Source organism: Bacteroidota bacterium, assembly GCA_016706865.1.
Classification (GTDB): domain Bacteria; phylum Bacteroidota; class Bacteroidia; order Chitinophagales; family BACL12; genus UBA7236.
The window spans coordinates 1-19,162 of record JADJIS010000002.1 but is presented as its reverse complement, the minus strand read 5'-3'; the positions used below and the strand labels follow the sequence as shown (position 1 = coordinate 19,162).

The window sequence follows — 19,162 nt, the reverse complement described above, 5'->3', positions numbered from 1 at the left end:
CACCGGTAGTTGATTTTATTTACCTTTAGTTTAGTAGATTAATTGGATGTTCATGATTAAGAAACAATTTTCCATTCAGGCATATACGATATTGGCAACGGCAATTTTGGGAAGTGATAGGTTAAAGTCACAAATTGTAATGGAGGATTTTGACCCGGATCTCTGGTTAATGAATTGGCAGGGCTTTGCAGATGAAGATGAACCTATCGAAATTGACATTGATGGCAATGGCATTTATGATGTAAAGTTTGACTATGATTTTGATTACTTTGGTGCAGATATTGAATTATATATAAACGACTGCGTAATTGGTATTGGTGTGGAGGAGTCGGATAGTTGGAGTGCATATAATATTAATTTTTTTAATACAAACCAATTGATAGGAGAATCTCTTATCTGGACCAACGACGGATTTGAAATTATCTCATTAACTTCATTTAATGATTCTTCCTCCGGTTGCAGTATTTTATATTTCCGGAAATAATTTTGTAAATAAATATTTGCCTATAAAATTGCAAATAGGAGCAAATATTCATTATGGATGGGTTAGATTAAGTATAAATACTATCGGGCATGATCTTTTTAATGATTGTTATTATAATGTAGGATCGCCACTTACCATTTTTTCTACTGCATATAATTCAATTCCTGATGCTTCCGTTTTTTGTAATGAAGAAATTTTACCCGAAAATGGCAGTACTGAAAACGCAAGTTTGATAGACAATTTAGATGACGAAAATATTGGTGACATTGCCTTTGCATTTTATGCCGATGAGCCCGATTATTCAGAAATAAGAATTTTTATATTACCAACGCGGGAAGAAACTCTCAATTTCTCATTGAATGATGCTATTGCGTTGGATGCGTCGAGATACTACAGCATTCCCGGAGGCTCAGTTATTCCGGGCGTTTATAATATTTTCAATTTGCCGGCTAGCCTACCTGATATAAATGGGAATACATTTGTTCAGGATTCTTATTATTCAGCATATTTCATGAAAATGCCCAAGGTAGGTGAATCTGCAGTTTTAACATTATCTACTCCGATGAATATTATAAAACCAGGGCTGCAAGCATGTCATTTAAATATTGAAAATATTGATATGCATTATTTAAGTGATGAAGGATATTTTCAAATTTACTTTACACAAGATGAAGATGAATCCGATATTTCCTCTTATGGTGTTGGAGTGGTGAATGAAAATTATATGGATTGGTTGACTTATTATGGTCATACTGAGTATATTGATTTGACTGGCATTATTCAATTTCCTAAAACAGGGGAAACTGAATATAATATTGATCTTATTGGACTTTCAAAAGATATTTATGGGGATGATCTAATAACGGGAGGAATTTATACCCCATTTGTATTTGGATTTGGCGATGGTCACTTTGCTGATCTACTTTGTTATGATTACGATCGTTATTTGGATGTGCCATTACCTGTAAGCTCCTCACTTAATAATACTATACAAATTCAATATTATAATAATACCCTATTACTTGAATTGCCTGTTGAACTTGCAATGGAAGATGTGGTATTTGAATTAGTTTCAGTTATGGGTCAAAAAATTATAGTCCAAAAATTAGTAGACGGAATCACATCCTTTGAACTCTCGAGATATTCGAAGGGTTTGTATTTCGCGTCTATTTATCATAAGGGAAAAAGAATCGCAATTAAAGAAATCGGTAATTATTAATTATAGGAAAGATTTTAAACAAAAAAAACCGCTTTATAGCAAAAGCTACTCAGCGGTCTTTTTTTATAAGTTTGATTTTAATTCAAGCTGCTAAACCATATTTCTGTATCAACAACATAGGGAATTCCAAAAATATCGCCGCTGTAACTACCTGACCAATGTTGGGAATCTTTGCTGCTTTCGATGATAGTGTAGTCAACAGTTGTAGCAAGGGCATCGTAAGTGACAGATATAATATCATCATTTACTGACCAACTGAAAGTGTCGGAAGTGCCATCATTGTAGGTGATAAAACCAAGGTGCCATTCTCATTAAATGTAGCAACACCGTAATCGGTATCTGTTTCTGTTGTGGATACCCCACCTGTGGTTGTAGTGGTTACTTGTTTGTCAATATTCCATTCTCCGTCATGTTTAACCAAAACCTTTTCGGTTTTAGCGCAGGAAAATAAGGATACAGAGATAAATAATACTGCAATTACCTGTTTGATCTGATGCATAATTTTGTTTTTTGGTGAAAATTTATTGTTAAAGTTTCTTAAAGCTGCAAAAGGTTTGCCAATCTTGGAAATTATAGGGTTTTTTTTTTCATTTTTTATTGAACTTCAATCCGAAACCCTTTACTGTAGCTAGTGTACTCCGGCGCATACATGCATTGAATATGTGTAATTCCACTGCTAAAACTTCCTTTATGGGTGACATGCATTTCATATTCGACGGTAAATTTACCCTTTGGCAGCTTAGAAATAAAATAATTGCTGCTGGCATCTCCAGTACTTTCGTAATACCCCATACCTTGTAAATATTTATAAGAACTCAACACATTCAATGGTTCAAAACAACTGGCCCTTAGGTCGCGCATATGTATATTGCATTTCCCTATCAGCAGTAAATTCGAGATTGGTAATTACAAGATCCCCCACTTTTAATACGGTTTTTTCATCTATGGGAACGAGTTGAATACCTGTTAGGGTCATTTTTTGTAAATACAATTGTTTCACGACCGTTAATCCGGATGTTGTTCCGGAAATATTTTCCATTTTATCGAGATATTGCCAATACATTGCACCATATCCTCCTATACCCGAAGTTGTGGTGATAGAAATATTTCCCAATTGGGGAGTTATTGTTTCTCCATTCCATATCTTTTTAAAATATCCTGCAGCATCGGTGGCATTATTTTGATCGAGAATGGAATTTGCTACTAGCAATTTCCGCAAGTGCTGTTTTATCGTTTAATGTATTGCCTTTATATAATAATGCATAACACGCTTCGGCGGTGGCTTTGGTTGTTTTCCATGCACTTGCTTGTTTTTGTTGGATCAACCAGATCTTCAACTCGTCAATTCCATAAATATCTCCTAAAATTTCATCAAATACTTCTATTAAGATCGCTTGCGTTTCCACCGGCGCTTCAGTCCAATAATATCCGCCTTTATTTTCCTTCCAATATCTTCCACCCTCTTTATTCAATATTGAATTTTCTCTTAATGAACGCGCAATAAGACCAGCTGTTTTTTTGTCACCGGTTCTATTTCATGCCAGCGCGATCCTTGCCTTTTCATATAAATTATAGGTTGTCCAGAATTTTTTATATGATTCAAATAAAAGTCATATGCAATTTGTTCTTTTACATTAAGGTAATTAGATGTAAAATAACTTGTTGCATAATAATACTGAACCATCAGGGATGGGGGAATATAAGATGCTGTGTCTGTTTTTTCCGCGTATTTATTATCTTTCAATAATTGTTCATAATTGTCGTATAGTTCTCTATTGCAATACTGTAGAGTTCTCGATAACATATACTTGAAATCTCTATCCACCACTACAGGTGTTTCTAATGCGTGTAAATGCGCCATTCCCGCAAGTATATATTGCGAAATATATTGATCTGCAAAAAAGTCTCCGGTAAACCAGGTAAATCCTCCACTGGGAAGCTGATGTAATTTGAGCAAGGTCATGGTAGTATTTAAGCGCAATTGAATACTCGTTTTATTAAACAACTTGGCAACTCTTTTTTTATCGGCGGTTTCCTCAGCTGCTTGTAAAACCCAGGGACTTTCCATCAACAGAATATTTTTCAGATCTGCATTTTTTTCTATATTGGAAATAAGTGAGATGGAATCTTTTCCCAGTTTCTAAATATTTTTTCAATTTCAGGATCGGCTAAAACAATGGATGCTGCCAGTGCATTCGAATAATATCTGTTGAACAATTGTTCTGCACATTCAAAAGGATATTCCTGCAAATAAGGCAATGATTGAACTGCATACCATGCAGGGTTACTAGTATATTCAAGTGTTACGGAATTGTTTACCCGATCCGTATTATTTCCTGAATTTAATAAGGAGCAAATAAAAATGATTGTGTTTTTCAGCTTTTGAACGAAGAGGAAATGTTTCCGTAATTAAAATTTTATCTGTTAAAACGGAAATGCTGTTTTGTTCTCCATCACTTACAATTCCGTTTGTTGCTTTTACAACATAAACCACGGCATTTATTCCTTCCGGAATCACAAGTTGCCAGTTTACCGCTGTATTTACCTTTGTTTTTACATTAAAAGAAACTGGCTCTTTCGAATTATTAAATTTCGCATCAACTGGAAGCATGGTAAATGCATCCAACAATTCGAGTTGCGCTACTCCGGATATTTCATTATCTGATAAATTTTGAATTTTTGCCGTTACATTTATGGTATCACCAACGCGTAAAAACCTTGGAAAGTAGGGTGAGATCATGAAATCTTTTGTGTAATTATTGTCGCTTCTGAGTATTTATGTAAAAGATCTTTTGTATGTGCCAATAATTGTAATTTCCATTCGGTTAATGCTTCCGGAACCGTAAAACTTATTATTGCAGATCCGGAAGAATCTGTTTGTAATTGGGGATAAAAAAAGGCGGTTTCTTGTAAATTCTTTCTGCTGATAATATTATTTAGTGATTCTTCTGCATTAATTGCAAAAGGATTTGCTTTGCTTTGTCGCAATAATGGTTCTATTTCTAAATTACTAGCCTTGTCATATATATAAATCAGTGGATCAATTTCCCACAACGGATCATTATTCTTTTTAAGACCAAATAATGATTGTGTTCCCGGAATCATCTGATATTCCTTTTTCCTTTCACAATCCTGTGGAATAAGATGCAGCTACAACTCCATCATACATTCGAATACTTGCTGCGTCATTGCTGATTGGCGAATCTCCGATATTTACTCTATATGGATTCAAATCTTCCATATCAAAATAGGAATTATTATGGTAAGGATAATTACCATCAAAATATCTCCACCATTTTGTCAAAAACCAATTGATACCACTGTAATAAATTTGATCGGCAGTATAGTAGGTTGATATATATCTCGGTTCATTATAAAGTTCGGCAATATTAATTGTTGCATCGGCTTGCCAAGAGCTATCGGAATTATATTTTGTCCAGTTGATAAAACGCCATTGATGAGCAGTAAACTGATCCAACGAAGCATCGCATATGAAGCTAAAAGTTCTGCAGCAACGGAATTACCCTGAGGACCGCGAATTTTTATTTTCCAGGTTTCTGTTTTACCTGGTTCCAGTTTATCGCGAAAAGTTTCTAATTCGATAGAAAGATCTTTGTTCGACCAAGGAACATTCAAAGTGATCTCCTGGTGATAAAATCGATTATCTTAATAAACCAAACTTCTGCTGAAGTGCCTCCCCGATGTTTTTCCATGATCTGAACCTCAACCGAACTTTCATTTTTATTTTCCAAATATTCCCACTTTTCGGTGCCATTAATATCACTTAGGTCCCACATTAAATAAGGATTTTCGGCAGTGGTATTTATTTTTAATTTAACCGTAGTGTCAGGTTCCACAATTATTTCAGATTTGTCCAAATATATTTTATCAGATATCGCTAAATTGGTTTCCTTTTCGCTGAATACTCTTACTATCGTACTTGTTTTTAATTCCTCTCCTGATTTATCAATATGGGATAATGTGCATTTATATATTCCCGGAGTTAATCCGGAACTGCTTACACTGTCGGCACTTTTTATTGCGGTGTTAAAATAATATTCTTTTACACTGGGTAATTCTTTCCAATTTATTGGATCGTCTTCATTGCTGTAAACATCGTTTGGAAAATTTTTAATGTAATCTTCTTTTGATATTACCCATTGGTCTGGTGCTTTCCAAAGTCTTTCCCGCAAAACTCTGCCGGGGCTTTCCAAAGGCGCAAAACTTATTTTTCCCTTTGCTTCAATGGGAAAATAATTGAGATTGGTTGCATATATATCAATTGGAAATAACTGGCCGGAAATAATTACATCGGGAATTGTAAAAGTTATGAGTGTTGAAATATAACCTGCGGAAACAACTTGTTTGAAATTTTTAGTTTCTCCACTTATGTCAGTAACTGATCCGGAAATGGTGTATTTATAAATGCGGTACTTATTATATTGTAATGTTGAATCCGGACTCGCATTAAATGAAATGGAAAAATTCCATTTTCATTTGTAGTGGTTGTTCCTACTTCTAAAATTTAGGATAATTATAAATAGAAGAATAATTTTTATAAGGGGAAACAAATAATTCTCTTTCCACGGTGTATAGCAGTTCCAAAACTTACAGGGTTAACTGAATAGGATATTGCATTAGAAGTAACAGTTATATTTTCATTTACGGCAAAAGCTTTTTCAACCGGATCATGAATAACAGCAAATGTGGGTCTTTTATATTCTTCAATATTAATTATAATACTTCCATACTGAGTGCTTATAACTGTTCTCCCGGTTGGTATATCGGGGGGAATAACAAATGAACCTGAGAAGGAACCAAATTCATTACTTGTTAACTCCACACTTTCTACATTATTGAATTGTGAATTAACAAGTTTACTTTAATGGGCATACCCATCAATATTTTTTGTTGGAGTGTGTCTGGTTTCTTCTGTAATAATACCTTAAAAATATTTTCTGACCAGGACGATATATGCTCCTATCAGTAAATAAATAAGCTTGGATATCAGAATATTCTTTTTGTTTGTATTTTTTGTCAACAGAAAATTCTGTTTGCGAATCTAAAACATCTCCGCCTTTTGTAATGATGATACCACGATGATCGCGATAATGCAATTTCGGACTTTTAAGGGTAAATCTTCCATTTGTATTAGTGCGATAACTTTCTTTCATGTGAAAAGAGTAATAACCGAATACGTAATGATAGTTTGTTTCGTAGGTTTCAATTTTTGCATCCGGAATGGGCTGCCCAGATGTTCTGTCCACTACGTAAAATGATTCTGCATCACTATTATCGTAATATCCATTTTCATTGTTCGAGACAAGGCAGAGATTCGAAACCTGAAAAGGGGTTACACTACTTACAAAATTTTCGATTCACTGGAATCGTAAGCCAGCAAAATATAGGAACCTATAGAAAGTGGGTCTATCATAAACTCTACCCCATATTGATTAAAGTCTCCGGTATTAGGTACGTATTGTTTCCATTTTTTTGAATATGGTAATTCAGATGCATATTTTATTTGCCTTTCACCGTCTTCGTTATCAAACTTTCGTTTTGTTTCATGGAAACAGGAATCAGACGAATTCCAGAGTATCAACATTCCGATATTCAAAATATATCCTAAAAGGTTTATCAGGTATTTGAACAGATTCAACCTTAACTGCACCCGATTTTTTTGGATATAATGGAGGCTAATTTTTTGCAATTTTCTGTTCCGATAGCATTGGGAAATCTATTTATTGCATCTGTACAATATTTATAGGCTATGCTAAAATTTTCACCAGGGGGAATATTTTTTTGCCCATAATTAAAATATTGTTCAGCTATTAATGCTGATATATGTGGAGAATAATTAAACCAGTTATATTTTTCCAACTCCGTTTTTAGCGATTGGAGATACAAGCTGTCTTTAAAAATGTGGTTGCTGTTTGTTTTGGCAAATTTGAATCTTTTAATATCTAGATCAACTAATGGTCCCGGATATTTATCCATTAGATGAAATCTTGTGAGGTCTTGTAATAGCGATAGACCGAGTTCTTTTCCAAATAAAGTATCATTAAAATAGAAATTATGTTCGGCAAATTTCCGGTTGTCAGCAAATACTATTGTATCTGATATACTATATTTATATGCAGGATCAGTAAGATAAGTTGATTCAGATAGGAAATTGTCGAGTGCTCTATGTGCTAAAATATCATATAAGGTAGGCCTTAATTTTTCATATTCCGGGCAACTTTCCAGAGTATTTCTTTGTATGTTGAAACAGGCGTTGATTTTAATATGTCTGTGTCTTTTATCGAGGATACATAAAGATCATAAATTTCCCTTTCATTTTTTTGTCGTCCAGGTGGAGATATCTGATTCCTGTATTTTGTCATCATAGTTATTATAAATACTATAATAATAATCTAATAAATAATTTTCATAAACTTCTGCCAGCATACTTTGAAGAATATTTTTTACCGGTGCATTTGCAGTTCTTATCTCACTTTTAAATAGTTCTATAGCTTGCATTTCGCCATCCTCGAGCATTGCAATATTGAGTTTGCTTAAATAAATTAACGATTTAATTAATAGTGATCCATTATTTTCAGCTTTTGCATGATCATATATCTCTTCAACAAAACCAATGCAGATTCCGGTAATTGGAGATTTATTAATGAGTCGGTGGTATTCCATTCTTGTTCATATCCTCGCCATTTATTTTCAGGGTTATTGAAAATTATTAGAGTAGTGGCAAAAACACCGGAGAATAAAAATGCCAGAACAATTAGTGTGATGGGTTTAAGTTTCATACTGTTATTATGAATTATTGGGTAATATTCCTTCACCTTATTCTTAAAGTGAAATGACCGAAAATGTAAAAGCATCCAAAACAGACAAAATCTCCGTTTTGAATGCAATAAATTTATGGGTCTTCCTTAAATAACAGTCAGAATAGGGTAATTATTACATTTTAACCCTAATTCCTTCACTATGACTTGTAAATTCAAAGGATACATGCATTGGATACTGGTTATCCCGTTGCTGAAACTTCCCTTTATGTGTTACTCTTATCGGGTATTCGAAAACATAGGTTCCTTTACGTAAATAACTGATAAAAAAGTTAGCATTCATCGCCTGTGGCTTCGTAATATCCTAAACCATCCTGCCATTTATATTCGCTCAACACATTTACCGATTCGAAACAACTTGCCCGCATATCTTTCCATATGCACATATTCCATGTCATGGTCAACACGAATTTCGATGCGTACTTTTGCCAGATCGCCTACGTGCCAATTCCACATTTTCATCAATAGGTTTTAAACGGGACCTGTTGCGGAATTTTCCTGTAGGAACAATTTTTTATTTAATTGTAATTGATTATTAGAGGATGTTATTTTATCAATATCCTCAAAATATTGCCAATACATGGCGCCATAACTTAATTGATTCTTGGAGGATGGTTTGATATTAATTTTACTAAGATCCGAGTAATATCAGTCCCCAGCCAATTTGTTTTAAAATATCCGGTTCCGGCTTCCACTTTATCTGGTTGAACAACTAATTTGCCCACGGTAATAATTGCGAGTTCTTTATTTGCAAGAAGATCCGTCTCCGCGCAATAATAAGCATAACAGGCTTCCTGCGGTAGCTTTGGTTGTTTTCCAATCTGTTGTTTGTTTTTGACGTAATAACCATACTTTCAGATCTTCAACAGATTTTTCATCTTTTGCAACTTCACCAAATACCTATCATTAATGCTTAAGTTTCAATAGGTGCCTGATACCAAAATAACCGTAAGCATTTTCTTTCCAATACATACCCATTTCGTCGGTATTTAAACTAAATTCTTTTAACGATTTAGTAATATTTAACGCAGTTGGAGTTTCTGCCGAACGATTTAATACCATCACGATCAAACCTTTTTTCGAATAAGGCATAATTGGTCCAGAATTTTTTTAATTGACCGGTATAATATTTATTGGCTTCCGCAAGTTCATCGCTCACAGCATATTTAAAATAACTGCGTGCATATAAATACTGTATTGTGAAATTATCCGGATAATGATTTATTTTATCTATTTTTCGTTCTTCGAGAATATTATAATCCTCCACTATTCTGTTGTCGCAATAATTCACTGCTCGATTAACATATCATCGATGTTGTTTTCATTTTTCTCATCAGTGATGCCGAGCTGTTGTAGGTGAGCAAGTCCGTTACAATATATTGTGTAATATATCTATCGTCCTTGAACCTTTAAAACCGGCCAGCCACCATTTGGCAATTGGAGTTTTTCCAATTTATTTATTGCAAGCCGACATTTCATTTTGCATACGATTAATATCGAATAAGAGCGCTACGCGTTTTTCCTTTCCGTTTCATTTTGCGCCTGTAAAACCTAAGGTGTTTCTTCGAGCAATAATGATTTTAATTCCTGATTTTTTTCCAGATTCGAGGTTAGTGATTCCGGATTATTTTCCAGGATTCAAAAATCCTTTTATTTCCGGATCTGAATTCGCAATAAAATATGCAATGCTGTTCGCATAATAACGGCTGAATACCTGCTCCGCGCATTCGTATGGATATTCCATCATATACGGTAACGCTTGCACAGCATACCATGCCGGATTGGAAGTATATTCCAAAGTAACACTTTGATTGCGTATTGTATTTGAATTTGCAGAATTAATTAATTTGGCAAAATTAAAATTTGCGGTCTTATTTCCACGAACCCAAAGTGGCAATGCTTCTGTTATATAGCATTCTGTTAGTTAAAACCGGTAATGCATTTTCTTCACCATCGGTAAAATTTCCTGCTTTTGCTTTAACTCTGTAAACAACGTATCAAATCCTGAAGGTATTTTTAATTTCCATGTTGCAACTGCACTTCCTTGATTGATTTGGTACTTACCTCCTTTCCATTATTTGCAAATGCAAGATCAACAGGTTGCATATTAATGCAATAAATAATTCCTGAGCAGTGCAACTCCGTTTAAATGCTATCGGTTAAATTCGAAATTTTTGTTGTGAATTCAATTTCATCACCTTCTCTTAAAAAAACGCGGCGCATTTGGTTCACCATTAATTCTTTCGTGTAACTACATTACTGAAGATCTGACTGCTTTGGAAGATCTTTTTGTATGTGCAAGTCCCATAAAATTCCACTCGTTTAATGTCCGGCATGGTGAAACCGTATACGTTATTTCCTTCAGCATCAGCTTCGAACTGTGTATAAAAATGCAGTTCATTTAGATTGGTTCTTGCCGTTATTGATCAAACCCAGGTGTAATAGTTTCGGGACCCGCTTGTTGTTCTTTTGAATGTCCGGGAGTAAATTTCGCAATTTCCCCGGTAAAAACCACCTTTCTTTTCGCTTTCTTCCTCAGCTATTGCCTCCTTCATAGTTACATTTCTGCTTCCTGGTCCTTGCCTAATTTGATCAAATTGAACCGCTCCATCAGAATAATCGAAACGTAACCTTTATTATAATTTCTTCTATCATAGTACTTATAGCCTAAATTCAGTCCAAACCAACTTAAATAATCATAACTAATGGAATGGTATGAACCATTTCGCCACCAGGCATCATCCAGCCAATAATATTGACTTCCATTTCCAAAACTACTTCAGCATTCCGTGATGAATAACCATAATTATATGCCCAGGAAACAATCCCGCTAATAATGCCCTTTTTATGCATCTAAAGATGCGTCATACATGCTTGCTAAAAATTCGCTGCAACTTTTTCGGCCGTTATTTCCACTTATTTTTACTTTCCATGTTTCTTTAGTGCCGGGTTGTAATTTATCGCGATGCGTTTGCAATTCCACTTTCAAATTTTTACTATCCTACGGAACAGTGATATAATAACTTTGGCTTAAAAATCTTCCATCTTTCATAAAACAGATTTGTCACCAACGCCTCCTCTGTCACTTTCCACTATGGGAATTTCAATATCCATCATAGATGCAACATTTCCTCTGTTCATTTGCTCAGGTAACTGATCCATTTTCTGCTTGTTTCACCATTACCTTTTGTTATTTCGAGTAATGCTCTTATATCCTTTGCACTGCTGCCGAAATTTATAATGGCACTTTCGCCTGGTTTTGAACGGACATCATTAGTGGTGCTCAATTGATATTTTGGATATGTGGAATATTCCCCTTGTTTTAAAACAGAAAAATATTTTATGATCTTAATTTCTCTCCATTTTTATCGCTGGTAATTATTTCCATCTTATATTCCCCCGGATTTAAAAATTACCTAGCATCAATTAAAACAGAATCACTATTAGCTGTGTTCCAGCTTATTTCTGCTTAAATAAATTTATTTGTTTCCAGCTCAATTTATTATTTTCATCGGCATACAGGTCATGCGGAAACAAACGATAATATTCTTCCTGTGTAAATAATTGTTTATCCGGTTGACTCCAGTTTCTCTCGCGAAATAATTTATCCGGAGCATCCAATGGATAGATCTTAATTTTTCCTGATGCAGGTTCCGGAGTTCCATTCAGATTAGAAGTTGAAATAATTATGTTTGCCGGTTTGTTGGTATAAATTAATTCAGGTACGTCGGAATATAAACTTAAAGAAACATAACCAACTGATACATATGTTTTTCCATACTTCTGGTTTCACCGGAAATATCTGTAATATCTGCATATACAGTATAAGAAAACTGTGGCCTCCATTTTTTATTTAAGTTAAGGTCGGGAATTGCAATAAAATCAATTTTAAATTTGCCCCTCTCCATCAGTTATTGTTGCCATTTGTAATTTCCATCTCAGGCACATTCTGATAGGTTTCTCCACCAACCGTAGGTACTCAATAGGGAAATGAAGCATTCTACATTACACGATAATTCACTTTTGCATTGTCGATATTTGTCCTGCATATTTCTGCATATCCACTCACCTGAATAGAATCTCCTAAGACAAAACTTCCTTTAACAGGATCAAAACTTACAGAAAAAGTTGGACGTTTATATTCTTCAAACAGAAAATAAGCAGTTCCATTTTCGTTCTGAAGGCGCTATCGCCTATCAGCACATTTAAAGGTGCAGTAAATGTCCTGGCAAAAGAACCGTATTCATTGAAACCAGGTCAACAGATGCAATTTTCTGTGAATTTACATCATAAAAATGAGCAGTTGTCTTTTTTTATTGGGTATTACATTTTTCTTTTTACCATCAAACGAATTCTCTGTTAAAATCCCTTTAAAATAAATGGTTTGTCCGGAGCATAAACAGAACGATCTGTAAAGAAGAAGGTGTTATAAGTTGGATTTTAGCGCTGTTGGAACTTTATAAATATAAAATTATTTCCTATATCCAAAAATCTTTACCATTGCGAATACTGGAAACTGAAATAATAATAATCTTTTATCAATGGATCATTCATTAAAAAATAACCATTTTCATCAGTTGTATAAGTTTTGTCTGCATTGAATTTGCATTTTCTGGAATTGTAATCATAATCCCTCTATAGGTTTGAATAGAAGCTCCTTTAATGGGTTTTCCGGAAGTTCGGTCGGTAATATAAAATCCTTTTCTGTTGCCGGAGTCGTTGGTATTACTGGTGATATAACTCAAATTGGAAACCCAGAGTTCGCAGCTACGATCTTATTATCAGAACGATCGAAACCATTGGAACTGCCCAATAAAACATAACTACCTATAGGGAGTGCATCTATCTTTATTTCAGTTACATGTTCATTGTGATCGCCATCATTTGGTAATTTCTGTTCCCATTGTTTTTGAACGGGTAATTTGTTTAAAAGGTTATCCTTTCTTCATAATCCAATTGACCAACCTCCGCTAATTGTTCGGAAGTAATTTAATATTCGCAAATCTAGCGTTTCTATATTTTTAAATGTAACTGCAGATCTGAATGGAAGATCCGGAACATTTATTTTTTTCAACTGCAATATCTAAAACCTTTTTGAAGAATTGTTTCCTTTAATGCCAAACAATTTTACCGCCGATGGAGTTTGGATATTTAGCAATTGCCGCATCACAAATTTCACAGCTTTTTAAGTTCCCATTTAAATTCATCCCCTGAAAGGCGTTCGTAGTTACTTGTACGAGGATTGATGAACCTGTGCAATCAAATAACTGATACGGGCGGAACTGCTGTCTTTGGAATACATTTTTTTCCATGCTTATCAATGCCTTGAGATATAAACTGTCTTTATCAGGTATAACGGAATAGTTTTTTGCAAAAGCTAATCTTTTAATATCTATATCAACTAAAGCAGATGGATATGGATCATACAAATGCATAGTTGTAAGGTCCTGCAATAAACGCAAGGCCAATAATTTTTTAAGAGGCAGTATCTTGGAACTGAAAACATACCCCGGAAAATTTTTTAGTTATTGTCCGAATACAACAGGTTCGGTTATTTCAAAATTATAAGTTGGGTCGGTGATATACGCTTCATCATTTCCTAAAATTCTATTGCGCGATGAGCAAGAAAATCGAAAAAAGAGTCGGACGCATAAGTTTTCCAGAATTCATCACCGTGAATTAAAATATCGTTGTAGTCTTTGATATTAACCTTCTTCAAAGCTTCATGATCTTTTACAGATGCTGTATATAATTCCTGAGATCTGTTATGTAAAGAAGTAATACCAAGTGGTTACATCATTTTATTAAAACCAACAGTTTGTGTGCGGTTCTGAATTTTCCCAACGATTAGCGGAATAAATAATTCCAATACATTTCGCCGACATACTTTGCAAAATATTTTTGTTGGAAAAGTTGTGGTGTTAATTTTTTCTTCAAAAGGTTCATTACGGTTTTTTTCACCATCCTCTTCCAATTGTATAATGTTTTGATTTATAAGTAAGTGACTTAATTGTTTGAGGCGCATTTTTTTCTGCTTCTGCAAAAAACTAAAATTTCCTCCACAATTTCCAGTGCTGATTTTTGGTAAACCTACAGATTCCAGGGAATCCACTTTTGCCATTCCTTTTGTATCCTAACCAGGTATTTTTGGGATTCAATGTTATTTTGAAAATATTTTACGGATGCAAAATTGCTGTAGTAAGCAGACATATCAGTATTATTACGAGTGATAGATTCTTCATTGCTGTTGTTATTTTGTTCTAAAATAGGTATTATTTTTTTTATTAAGATGAGTATCGGGTTTAAATTGCATAACATTATTGTATATTATTTTATGCATATTTGTGAGCCTAAACTGCTGAAATACAATATATTCGGGTGCTTCAGCTCCTTTTGAAATATTTTTGCGTTGATTTTGAACCATTCCATTCCCGGACATTAAACATTTGAAATGCAGATCTTTCAAGTACAACATTAGCACCACATCAATTATAAATTGTGCCGTTATAGCTGCAATTATTCCGCTGGCCTGCATTAAATATCCAAAACCTGCGGACACTATCAACAAAACCGTGCCATATATAAAAGGGGTTTGTCCTTCGGATTTAAATCCGTGTAAAAAATAAATAATAATGCAGTCAACCAGATCCCTAGCCAAGGCTGAATTGCACCCCGAAATAGAAGCTCTTCCCCTACGCCCGCACAAAAGGATAAAAACAGGATGTCTTACACAATAGTATACTTTTCGATCAGCCAGGCAAAAAAAAATACTATGTAGCATCAAGCATTTTTTTTTTAAGAAGATATACAAGAATGCTGCAAGATATTATTGCTATAAAATTCCGATGCCCAATTGTAAAATGTATTCTGCGGTGCATCACAAAATAAATTCGATAAAGTAAGATCGTGAAAAAAATATAAAAGAAGAACTCCAACTCCTCCCAATCCGAAAAGGAGTAATAAACCCCCGCAAAATAAATAAACCGTTTAGATTCCATTATTCCATACGCCAGATCACACTGGAGCTGCTTTGTTTAGATAAGGTCGAGTGCCTTCAAATCTGTTTTCCATTTCCAGTGCTTTGAAATGCGCATAGTATTGGAAATCCTGTTTTTTCATCCACCTGACCTGTTCCTTTTACAAAGGCTGAAAATTGCATATTCGCCGTTTGAGCAACAACATCCGCCGGTATTTGTTTTTATCAATTTACCAACAGTGTTGGAAATTAATAAAAGCAAATCCTTCCCTTCTATCGGCTAAAGTATAAGTGTTAGTCAAAGTAATTGGCAAACCCTTGTAAATTTGAATTTGTAGTTATATTCCAGGTGCCGCCGATCTTTACTTAGCAGTGTCAGGGTAAAAACAAATAATTTTCAAAGATTATCTGTTGGAGTTCCGATGAAATTTACTATATATTCATTTGGAACATCAGCGCCTACAATTGCTTTTACTTTCTTTTATGTTTCCATATCCCTGAATATCCGTCCTTCTCCTTTTAAAGTAATAAATAGTGTTAGCGGAGTGTCTACCATACAATCCTCAATCTGACGGTCAATATCGGCGATTGGATCTGGGTTAGAGCCTTTCCATAAGTATATTCTATTGATGATGAATCATCTTTGATCGATTTTCGCGCATCGGTGAAAAGGCTTGTAATTTTATATTGATCGTTCTCCAGTCCTAATACCTGTAATTTAACTTTCCCTGGTTTTACGGAAGTGGCCTTCATTTTCATCGTATCCATATTTGTAAAAGAAGTATAATTGGAATTATTTTCTACGTAATATGTTTTTCCAATTTCAGGTTGAAATTCTTAATATGATCTTGGTCGTTTGCTATCTCACTGTCGTCGCTTTACAACTATCAGTATCGTTTGTGCAAGAGCTAAGCTGTCCTTAAATCTGATTCTGCGTTTTTAGAAGCAGACTTATCCTTACATGCAATCAAAAGGGCACCCAACAAAAGAATAATATAGTATTTACAAGTTTTTTACGAATTAACATTTTTATACATTTACATTTGTTTGTCTGGCAATTACTGCCGCAAAACTACGAAATACCATGCAAATTTCATCATCAAAATACCTACAATACCGCTTACGCTCAGTTAAATGATCAACAACGCAATGCAGTGGATGCAATTAAAGGCCTATGTTGGTTCTGGCTTTTCCGGAACTGAAAACCCAAATTTTGGCAGTCAGGATTTCGCAAATTTACTGGAACAGGATGTGTTGCCTGATAATATTTTGTGTTTGACCTATACAGAAGCAGGAACTAGTTGCCATGCGCAAAGAGGTTGCTACAGTTTATTGGTCCCGGATGCGCATAGGGTGAATATTTACACATTTCACGCCTTTTGTAACGATGTGATCAGGGCCAATCTCGATTATTTTGGAAAGAGAATTGGAACCCATCTCGGAACTCGAAAATGTAAATTCGATTGAAAGTATTTTAGATGAACTTCCTTGGAACACTTACTTAAAAACTAAAGGGCTCTGAGTGATCCTGTTATGCGCCTCATTAACTTATTTAAATGAAGGTAGACTGGGACGAAAAAATAAGAATGCCATTAACATTTATCTGGAAGATCTACCTAATCGCGAAGAATCCATTTATAAAGGAAACTAAATCAGGTATTAAGCTAAGATCAGTAAACAAGAGATAACATAATGTTGTCTACCTGAAAATGAAAAATCAAGATACAAATTTTATTTCCCTTGTTTGCGCCAAACGTACGCTAAATGGTCAGGTATAGGACTATAGCGATATGATCGTGTGGGTGGTAAAGGCATTTCGAGGACTCATCGCCTGCAGGAGGAAAATATATTGCTAAACGATTAGAACGCTATCAGTATTTTTTAGTATGAATTTGAGATACCAACGGTTCGCAAAATGAAATAAATTATTAATAGTTATTGATGTTCCCGAATGTTTTTATGTGGGGATGATAACCAAAGTATTTATGAATTTCAGGTGCCAGAGTTAAAAGAATATCCTAGACTTCTTTTATAATTCCTATAGTTCGTCAATTGGATGTGGTCGTATTAACTGAAAATTACAGAGTCATCAGGCAATTTTAGATGCATCCAAAGTGTAGTAATCGAACAAATCAGGTTCGTTTAATAAATAAATTGGATGTATTGACAAAAAATTTAACTGCATCACATCCTGAAAGGAAAATAATATCGGAACCCCTCATAATGTAATTTGAAAATACATTACAGGATCAGTTATATGTATTTAATGTGAAAAATATCAGGAGGATGGTGTTCTGGAGGAGATAGCCATAATCCATTATAAAAATATATTGCAGAAAATCTTATCGCTGCTTTGAAAAGGGCTGTGCCTGATTTAGTAAAAGTGCAGAAAGATAAATATTCTGCATTTTACCATTAATACGGCAGATCGTTAACACAAAATATTTAAGTGAGGAAACAACAAATCCATGATAATGCTGAATATTATTATTTGAGATCATGCATTATCTCTTTCTTTAAAATACATCCTCACCATATTGCATCCATTTCGGCGTGGATCAGTTCGAAAAGAGATGCTACCATTACCTGGCGACGAGTGATCTCAGAACCCGCTTTACTTTGCTCAAATAAACAGAAACATTCATGAGCAATAATTAATTTTGAAAAACAAACCATTGAAATACAGGAACATTTAACTTTACCTTACAAATATTATTTGAAAAGATATTAAATGAAAGTGGTTTATTGATATATATTAAAGGGGGAACAACGCATCTGGACATTGAAGTAGGTACTAATTTTTTGATCATATTAAGGCATTGAGGATTAAGAAATTTGAGAATTACCATTAAGGATTTTATTTGAAACCCTTGATCTGATGGAGGTTCAATGACATAAACTGGAAATTCAAAATCGGTTAACAATAATGGAGGAGTTAATTTTATTACTGCACACTCGGCCAAGTGATTGGAATTTGAATATGTATTTTAATGGGATGCACAGCGGACAATGTGGGAAAAGTCAAGGGGAAATAATATAGCCATTTTGCTTATACCTTACTTTACCGATGAAAATAATAAAGCAGAATCGCAGCGCAGATTATTTTATGTTGCAAATGACAAGATAACAACATTTATTTATTTCGTATGCCATACACAATCCCGACGGAAAAGAAATTGAAGCTTCGCAATTTGTAGCAGAACTTATTAATGGAACATTAAATCAAACCGGAAAACAAATAATTGATATGAAACATTGTTAATTGAAATATAATTACGGAGCTTGGAAACAAAACCGGTTTATATTGATCTGTTTGATATAAGGAATATATATCTAAACAATTGGAACATTTGTATCGTGGAGTGCCTCCGCCTTAAACAGTTATTTGACAGTCCCCGAATTTTTATTTCCGACAAGGTTGTAAAAGTTCCTAGTGCAAAGAACGATTCTCCATGGCATTTGGAAACATGGCATTATTCGTTGAGGAGATTATTTGAACGCATGAAAGAATCAGAGGATAAAAACTTTCCTAATATAGAGGTTTTACTTTACGATTTTGCATACGACATGCATCGCAATGAGGATTCATTTACCGAGAAACAATTTAAAAACAGAATGGATCTCGGTAAAACAAATTTTTAATC

The 19,162-nt window shown here is 34.3% G+C and carries 29 protein-coding genes; 4 read left to right on the top strand and 25 right to left on the bottom strand.

Annotated features, from left to right (window positions below):
- The first annotated feature begins 52 nt into the window (after positions 1 to 52).
- The gene (locus IPI31_03315) at positions 53 to 484 is read left to right on the top strand and encodes a hypothetical protein (protein MBK7566832.1); all 432 of its coding nucleotides are present in this window, start codon (positions 53 to 55) and stop codon (positions 482 to 484) included.
- Complete coding sequence (locus IPI31_03310) at positions 441 to 1,703, top strand: hypothetical protein (protein ID MBK7566831.1); 1,263 nt, start codon at positions 441 to 443, stop codon at positions 1,701 to 1,703. Before IPI31_03315 ends, IPI31_03310 begins: the two co-directional genes overlap by 44 nt.
- A gap of 244 nt (positions 1,704 to 1,947) precedes the next feature.
- On the opposite strand, the gene IPI31_03305 is transcribed toward IPI31_03310, so the two are convergent.
- The 25 genes from IPI31_03305 to IPI31_03185 all read right to left on the bottom strand — a co-directional run bounded on the left by IPI31_03305 (position 1,948) and on the right by IPI31_03185 (position 16,277).
- Positions 1,948 to 2,202, bottom strand: a complete 255-nt coding sequence (locus IPI31_03305) for a hypothetical protein (GenBank protein ID MBK7566830.1) — start codon at positions 2,200 to 2,202, stop codon at positions 1,948 to 1,950.
- A gap of 95 nt (positions 2,203 to 2,297) precedes the next feature.
- A complete protein-coding gene (locus IPI31_03300) occupies positions 2,298 to 2,564 on the bottom strand; it encodes a hypothetical protein (protein MBK7566829.1) in 267 nt (88 codons plus the stop codon).
- Entirely contained in the window at positions 2,536 to 2,922 is a 387-nt protein-coding gene (locus tag IPI31_03295; protein ID MBK7566828.1) for a hypothetical protein, read from the bottom strand. Before IPI31_03295 ends, IPI31_03300 begins: the two co-directional genes overlap by 29 nt.
- Positions 2,879 to 3,175 carry a hypothetical protein gene (locus IPI31_03290; GenBank protein ID MBK7566827.1) on the bottom strand — a complete coding sequence of 99 codons (297 nt, stop codon included), beginning with the start codon at positions 3,173 to 3,175 and terminating at the stop codon, positions 2,879 to 2,881. The genes IPI31_03295 and IPI31_03290 overlap by 44 nt, the downstream gene beginning before the upstream one ends.
- Before the next feature lie 14 nt (positions 3,176 to 3,189).
- Positions 3,190 to 3,771 carry a hypothetical protein gene (locus IPI31_03285; GenBank protein ID MBK7566826.1) on the bottom strand — a complete coding sequence of 194 codons (582 nt, stop codon included), beginning with the start codon at positions 3,769 to 3,771 and terminating at the stop codon, positions 3,190 to 3,192.
- Positions 3,772 to 3,803: 32 nt separating this feature from the next.
- Positions 3,804 to 3,953 carry a hypothetical protein gene (locus tag IPI31_03280; GenBank protein MBK7566825.1) on the bottom strand — a complete coding sequence of 50 codons (150 nt, stop codon included), beginning with the start codon at positions 3,951 to 3,953 and terminating at the stop codon, positions 3,804 to 3,806.
- 79 nt (positions 3,954 to 4,032) lie between these two features.
- A complete protein-coding gene (locus IPI31_03275; GenBank protein ID MBK7566824.1) occupies positions 4,033 to 4,443 on the bottom strand; it encodes a hypothetical protein in 411 nt (136 codons plus the stop codon).
- Positions 4,440 to 4,808 (bottom strand): hypothetical protein, encoded by a 369-nt coding sequence (locus tag IPI31_03270; protein MBK7566823.1) that lies wholly within the window; start codon positions 4,806 to 4,808, stop codon positions 4,440 to 4,442. The genes IPI31_03275 and IPI31_03270 overlap by 4 nt, the downstream gene beginning before the upstream one ends.
- Before the next feature lie 19 nt (positions 4,809 to 4,827).
- Complete coding sequence (locus IPI31_03265; protein MBK7566822.1) at positions 4,828 to 5,181, bottom strand: hypothetical protein; 354 nt, start codon at positions 5,179 to 5,181, stop codon at positions 4,828 to 4,830.
- 154 nt (positions 5,182 to 5,335) lie between these two features.
- Complete coding sequence (locus IPI31_03260) at positions 5,336 to 5,896, bottom strand: hypothetical protein (protein MBK7566821.1); 561 nt, start codon at positions 5,894 to 5,896, stop codon at positions 5,336 to 5,338.
- Between the two features lie 362 nt (positions 5,897 to 6,258).
- Positions 6,259 to 6,546 (bottom strand): hypothetical protein, encoded by a 288-nt coding sequence (locus IPI31_03255; protein MBK7566820.1) that lies wholly within the window; start codon positions 6,544 to 6,546, stop codon positions 6,259 to 6,261.
- Positions 6,547 to 6,601: 55 nt separating this feature from the next.
- Complete coding sequence (locus tag IPI31_03250) at positions 6,602 to 6,970, bottom strand: hypothetical protein (protein ID MBK7566819.1); 369 nt, start codon at positions 6,968 to 6,970, stop codon at positions 6,602 to 6,604.
- A 95-nt stretch (positions 6,971 to 7,065) separates the two neighbouring features.
- Positions 7,066 to 7,362, bottom strand: coding sequence for a hypothetical protein (locus IPI31_03245; protein ID MBK7566818.1), 297 nt, complete (start codon positions 7,360 to 7,362; stop codon positions 7,066 to 7,068).
- Positions 7,363 to 7,364: 2 nt separating this feature from the next.
- Positions 7,365 to 7,700, bottom strand: coding sequence for a hypothetical protein (locus IPI31_03240; protein ID MBK7566817.1), 336 nt, complete (start codon positions 7,698 to 7,700; stop codon positions 7,365 to 7,367).
- A gap of 336 nt (positions 7,701 to 8,036) precedes the next feature.
- Positions 8,037 to 8,387, bottom strand: a complete 351-nt coding sequence (locus tag IPI31_03235; protein MBK7566816.1) for a hypothetical protein — start codon at positions 8,385 to 8,387, stop codon at positions 8,037 to 8,039.
- Between the two features lie 270 nt (positions 8,388 to 8,657).
- On the bottom strand, positions 8,658 to 8,825 hold the full coding sequence (locus IPI31_03230) for a hypothetical protein (protein MBK7566815.1): 168 nt from the start codon (positions 8,823 to 8,825) through the stop codon (positions 8,658 to 8,660).
- A gap of 729 nt (positions 8,826 to 9,554) precedes the next feature.
- A complete protein-coding gene (locus IPI31_03225) occupies positions 9,555 to 9,833 on the bottom strand; it encodes a hypothetical protein (protein MBK7566814.1) in 279 nt (92 codons plus the stop codon).
- Positions 9,834 to 10,166: 333 nt separating this feature from the next.
- Positions 10,167 to 10,439 carry a hypothetical protein gene (locus IPI31_03220; GenBank protein ID MBK7566813.1) on the bottom strand — a complete coding sequence of 91 codons (273 nt, stop codon included), beginning with the start codon at positions 10,437 to 10,439 and terminating at the stop codon, positions 10,167 to 10,169.
- A 948-nt stretch (positions 10,440 to 11,387) separates the two neighbouring features.
- Positions 11,388 to 11,525 (bottom strand): hypothetical protein, encoded by a 138-nt coding sequence (locus tag IPI31_03215; protein MBK7566812.1) that lies wholly within the window; start codon positions 11,523 to 11,525, stop codon positions 11,388 to 11,390.
- A 476-nt stretch (positions 11,526 to 12,001) separates the two neighbouring features.
- Entirely contained in the window at positions 12,002 to 12,163 is a 162-nt protein-coding gene (locus tag IPI31_03210; GenBank protein ID MBK7566811.1) for a hypothetical protein, read from the bottom strand.
- A gap of 119 nt (positions 12,164 to 12,282) precedes the next feature.
- Positions 12,283 to 12,450, bottom strand: coding sequence for a hypothetical protein (locus IPI31_03205; GenBank protein MBK7566810.1), 168 nt, complete (start codon positions 12,448 to 12,450; stop codon positions 12,283 to 12,285).
- A gap of 1,203 nt (positions 12,451 to 13,653) precedes the next feature.
- Entirely contained in the window at positions 13,654 to 14,004 is a 351-nt protein-coding gene (locus IPI31_03200) for a hypothetical protein (protein MBK7566809.1), read from the bottom strand.
- Positions 14,005 to 14,333: 329 nt separating this feature from the next.
- A complete protein-coding gene (locus IPI31_03195; protein ID MBK7566808.1) occupies positions 14,334 to 14,663 on the bottom strand; it encodes a hypothetical protein in 330 nt (109 codons plus the stop codon).
- Between the two features lie 440 nt (positions 14,664 to 15,103).
- A complete protein-coding gene (locus tag IPI31_03190; protein ID MBK7566807.1) occupies positions 15,104 to 15,265 on the bottom strand; it encodes a CPBP family intramembrane metalloprotease in 162 nt (53 codons plus the stop codon).
- Positions 15,266 to 16,067: 802 nt separating this feature from the next.
- Complete coding sequence (locus tag IPI31_03185) at positions 16,068 to 16,277, bottom strand: hypothetical protein (protein ID MBK7566806.1); 210 nt, start codon at positions 16,275 to 16,277, stop codon at positions 16,068 to 16,070.
- A 375-nt stretch (positions 16,278 to 16,652) separates the two neighbouring features.
- On the opposite strand from IPI31_03185, the gene IPI31_03180 reads away from it, so the two are divergent.
- Positions 16,653 to 16,985 (top strand): hypothetical protein, encoded by a 333-nt coding sequence (locus IPI31_03180; protein ID MBK7566805.1) that lies wholly within the window; start codon positions 16,653 to 16,655, stop codon positions 16,983 to 16,985.
- A gap of 1,815 nt (positions 16,986 to 18,800) precedes the next feature.
- The gene (locus IPI31_03175; protein MBK7566804.1) at positions 18,801 to 19,160 is read left to right on the top strand and encodes a hypothetical protein; all 360 of its coding nucleotides are present in this window, start codon (positions 18,801 to 18,803) and stop codon (positions 19,158 to 19,160) included.
- The last annotated feature ends 2 nt before the right edge of the window (positions 19,161 to 19,162 follow it).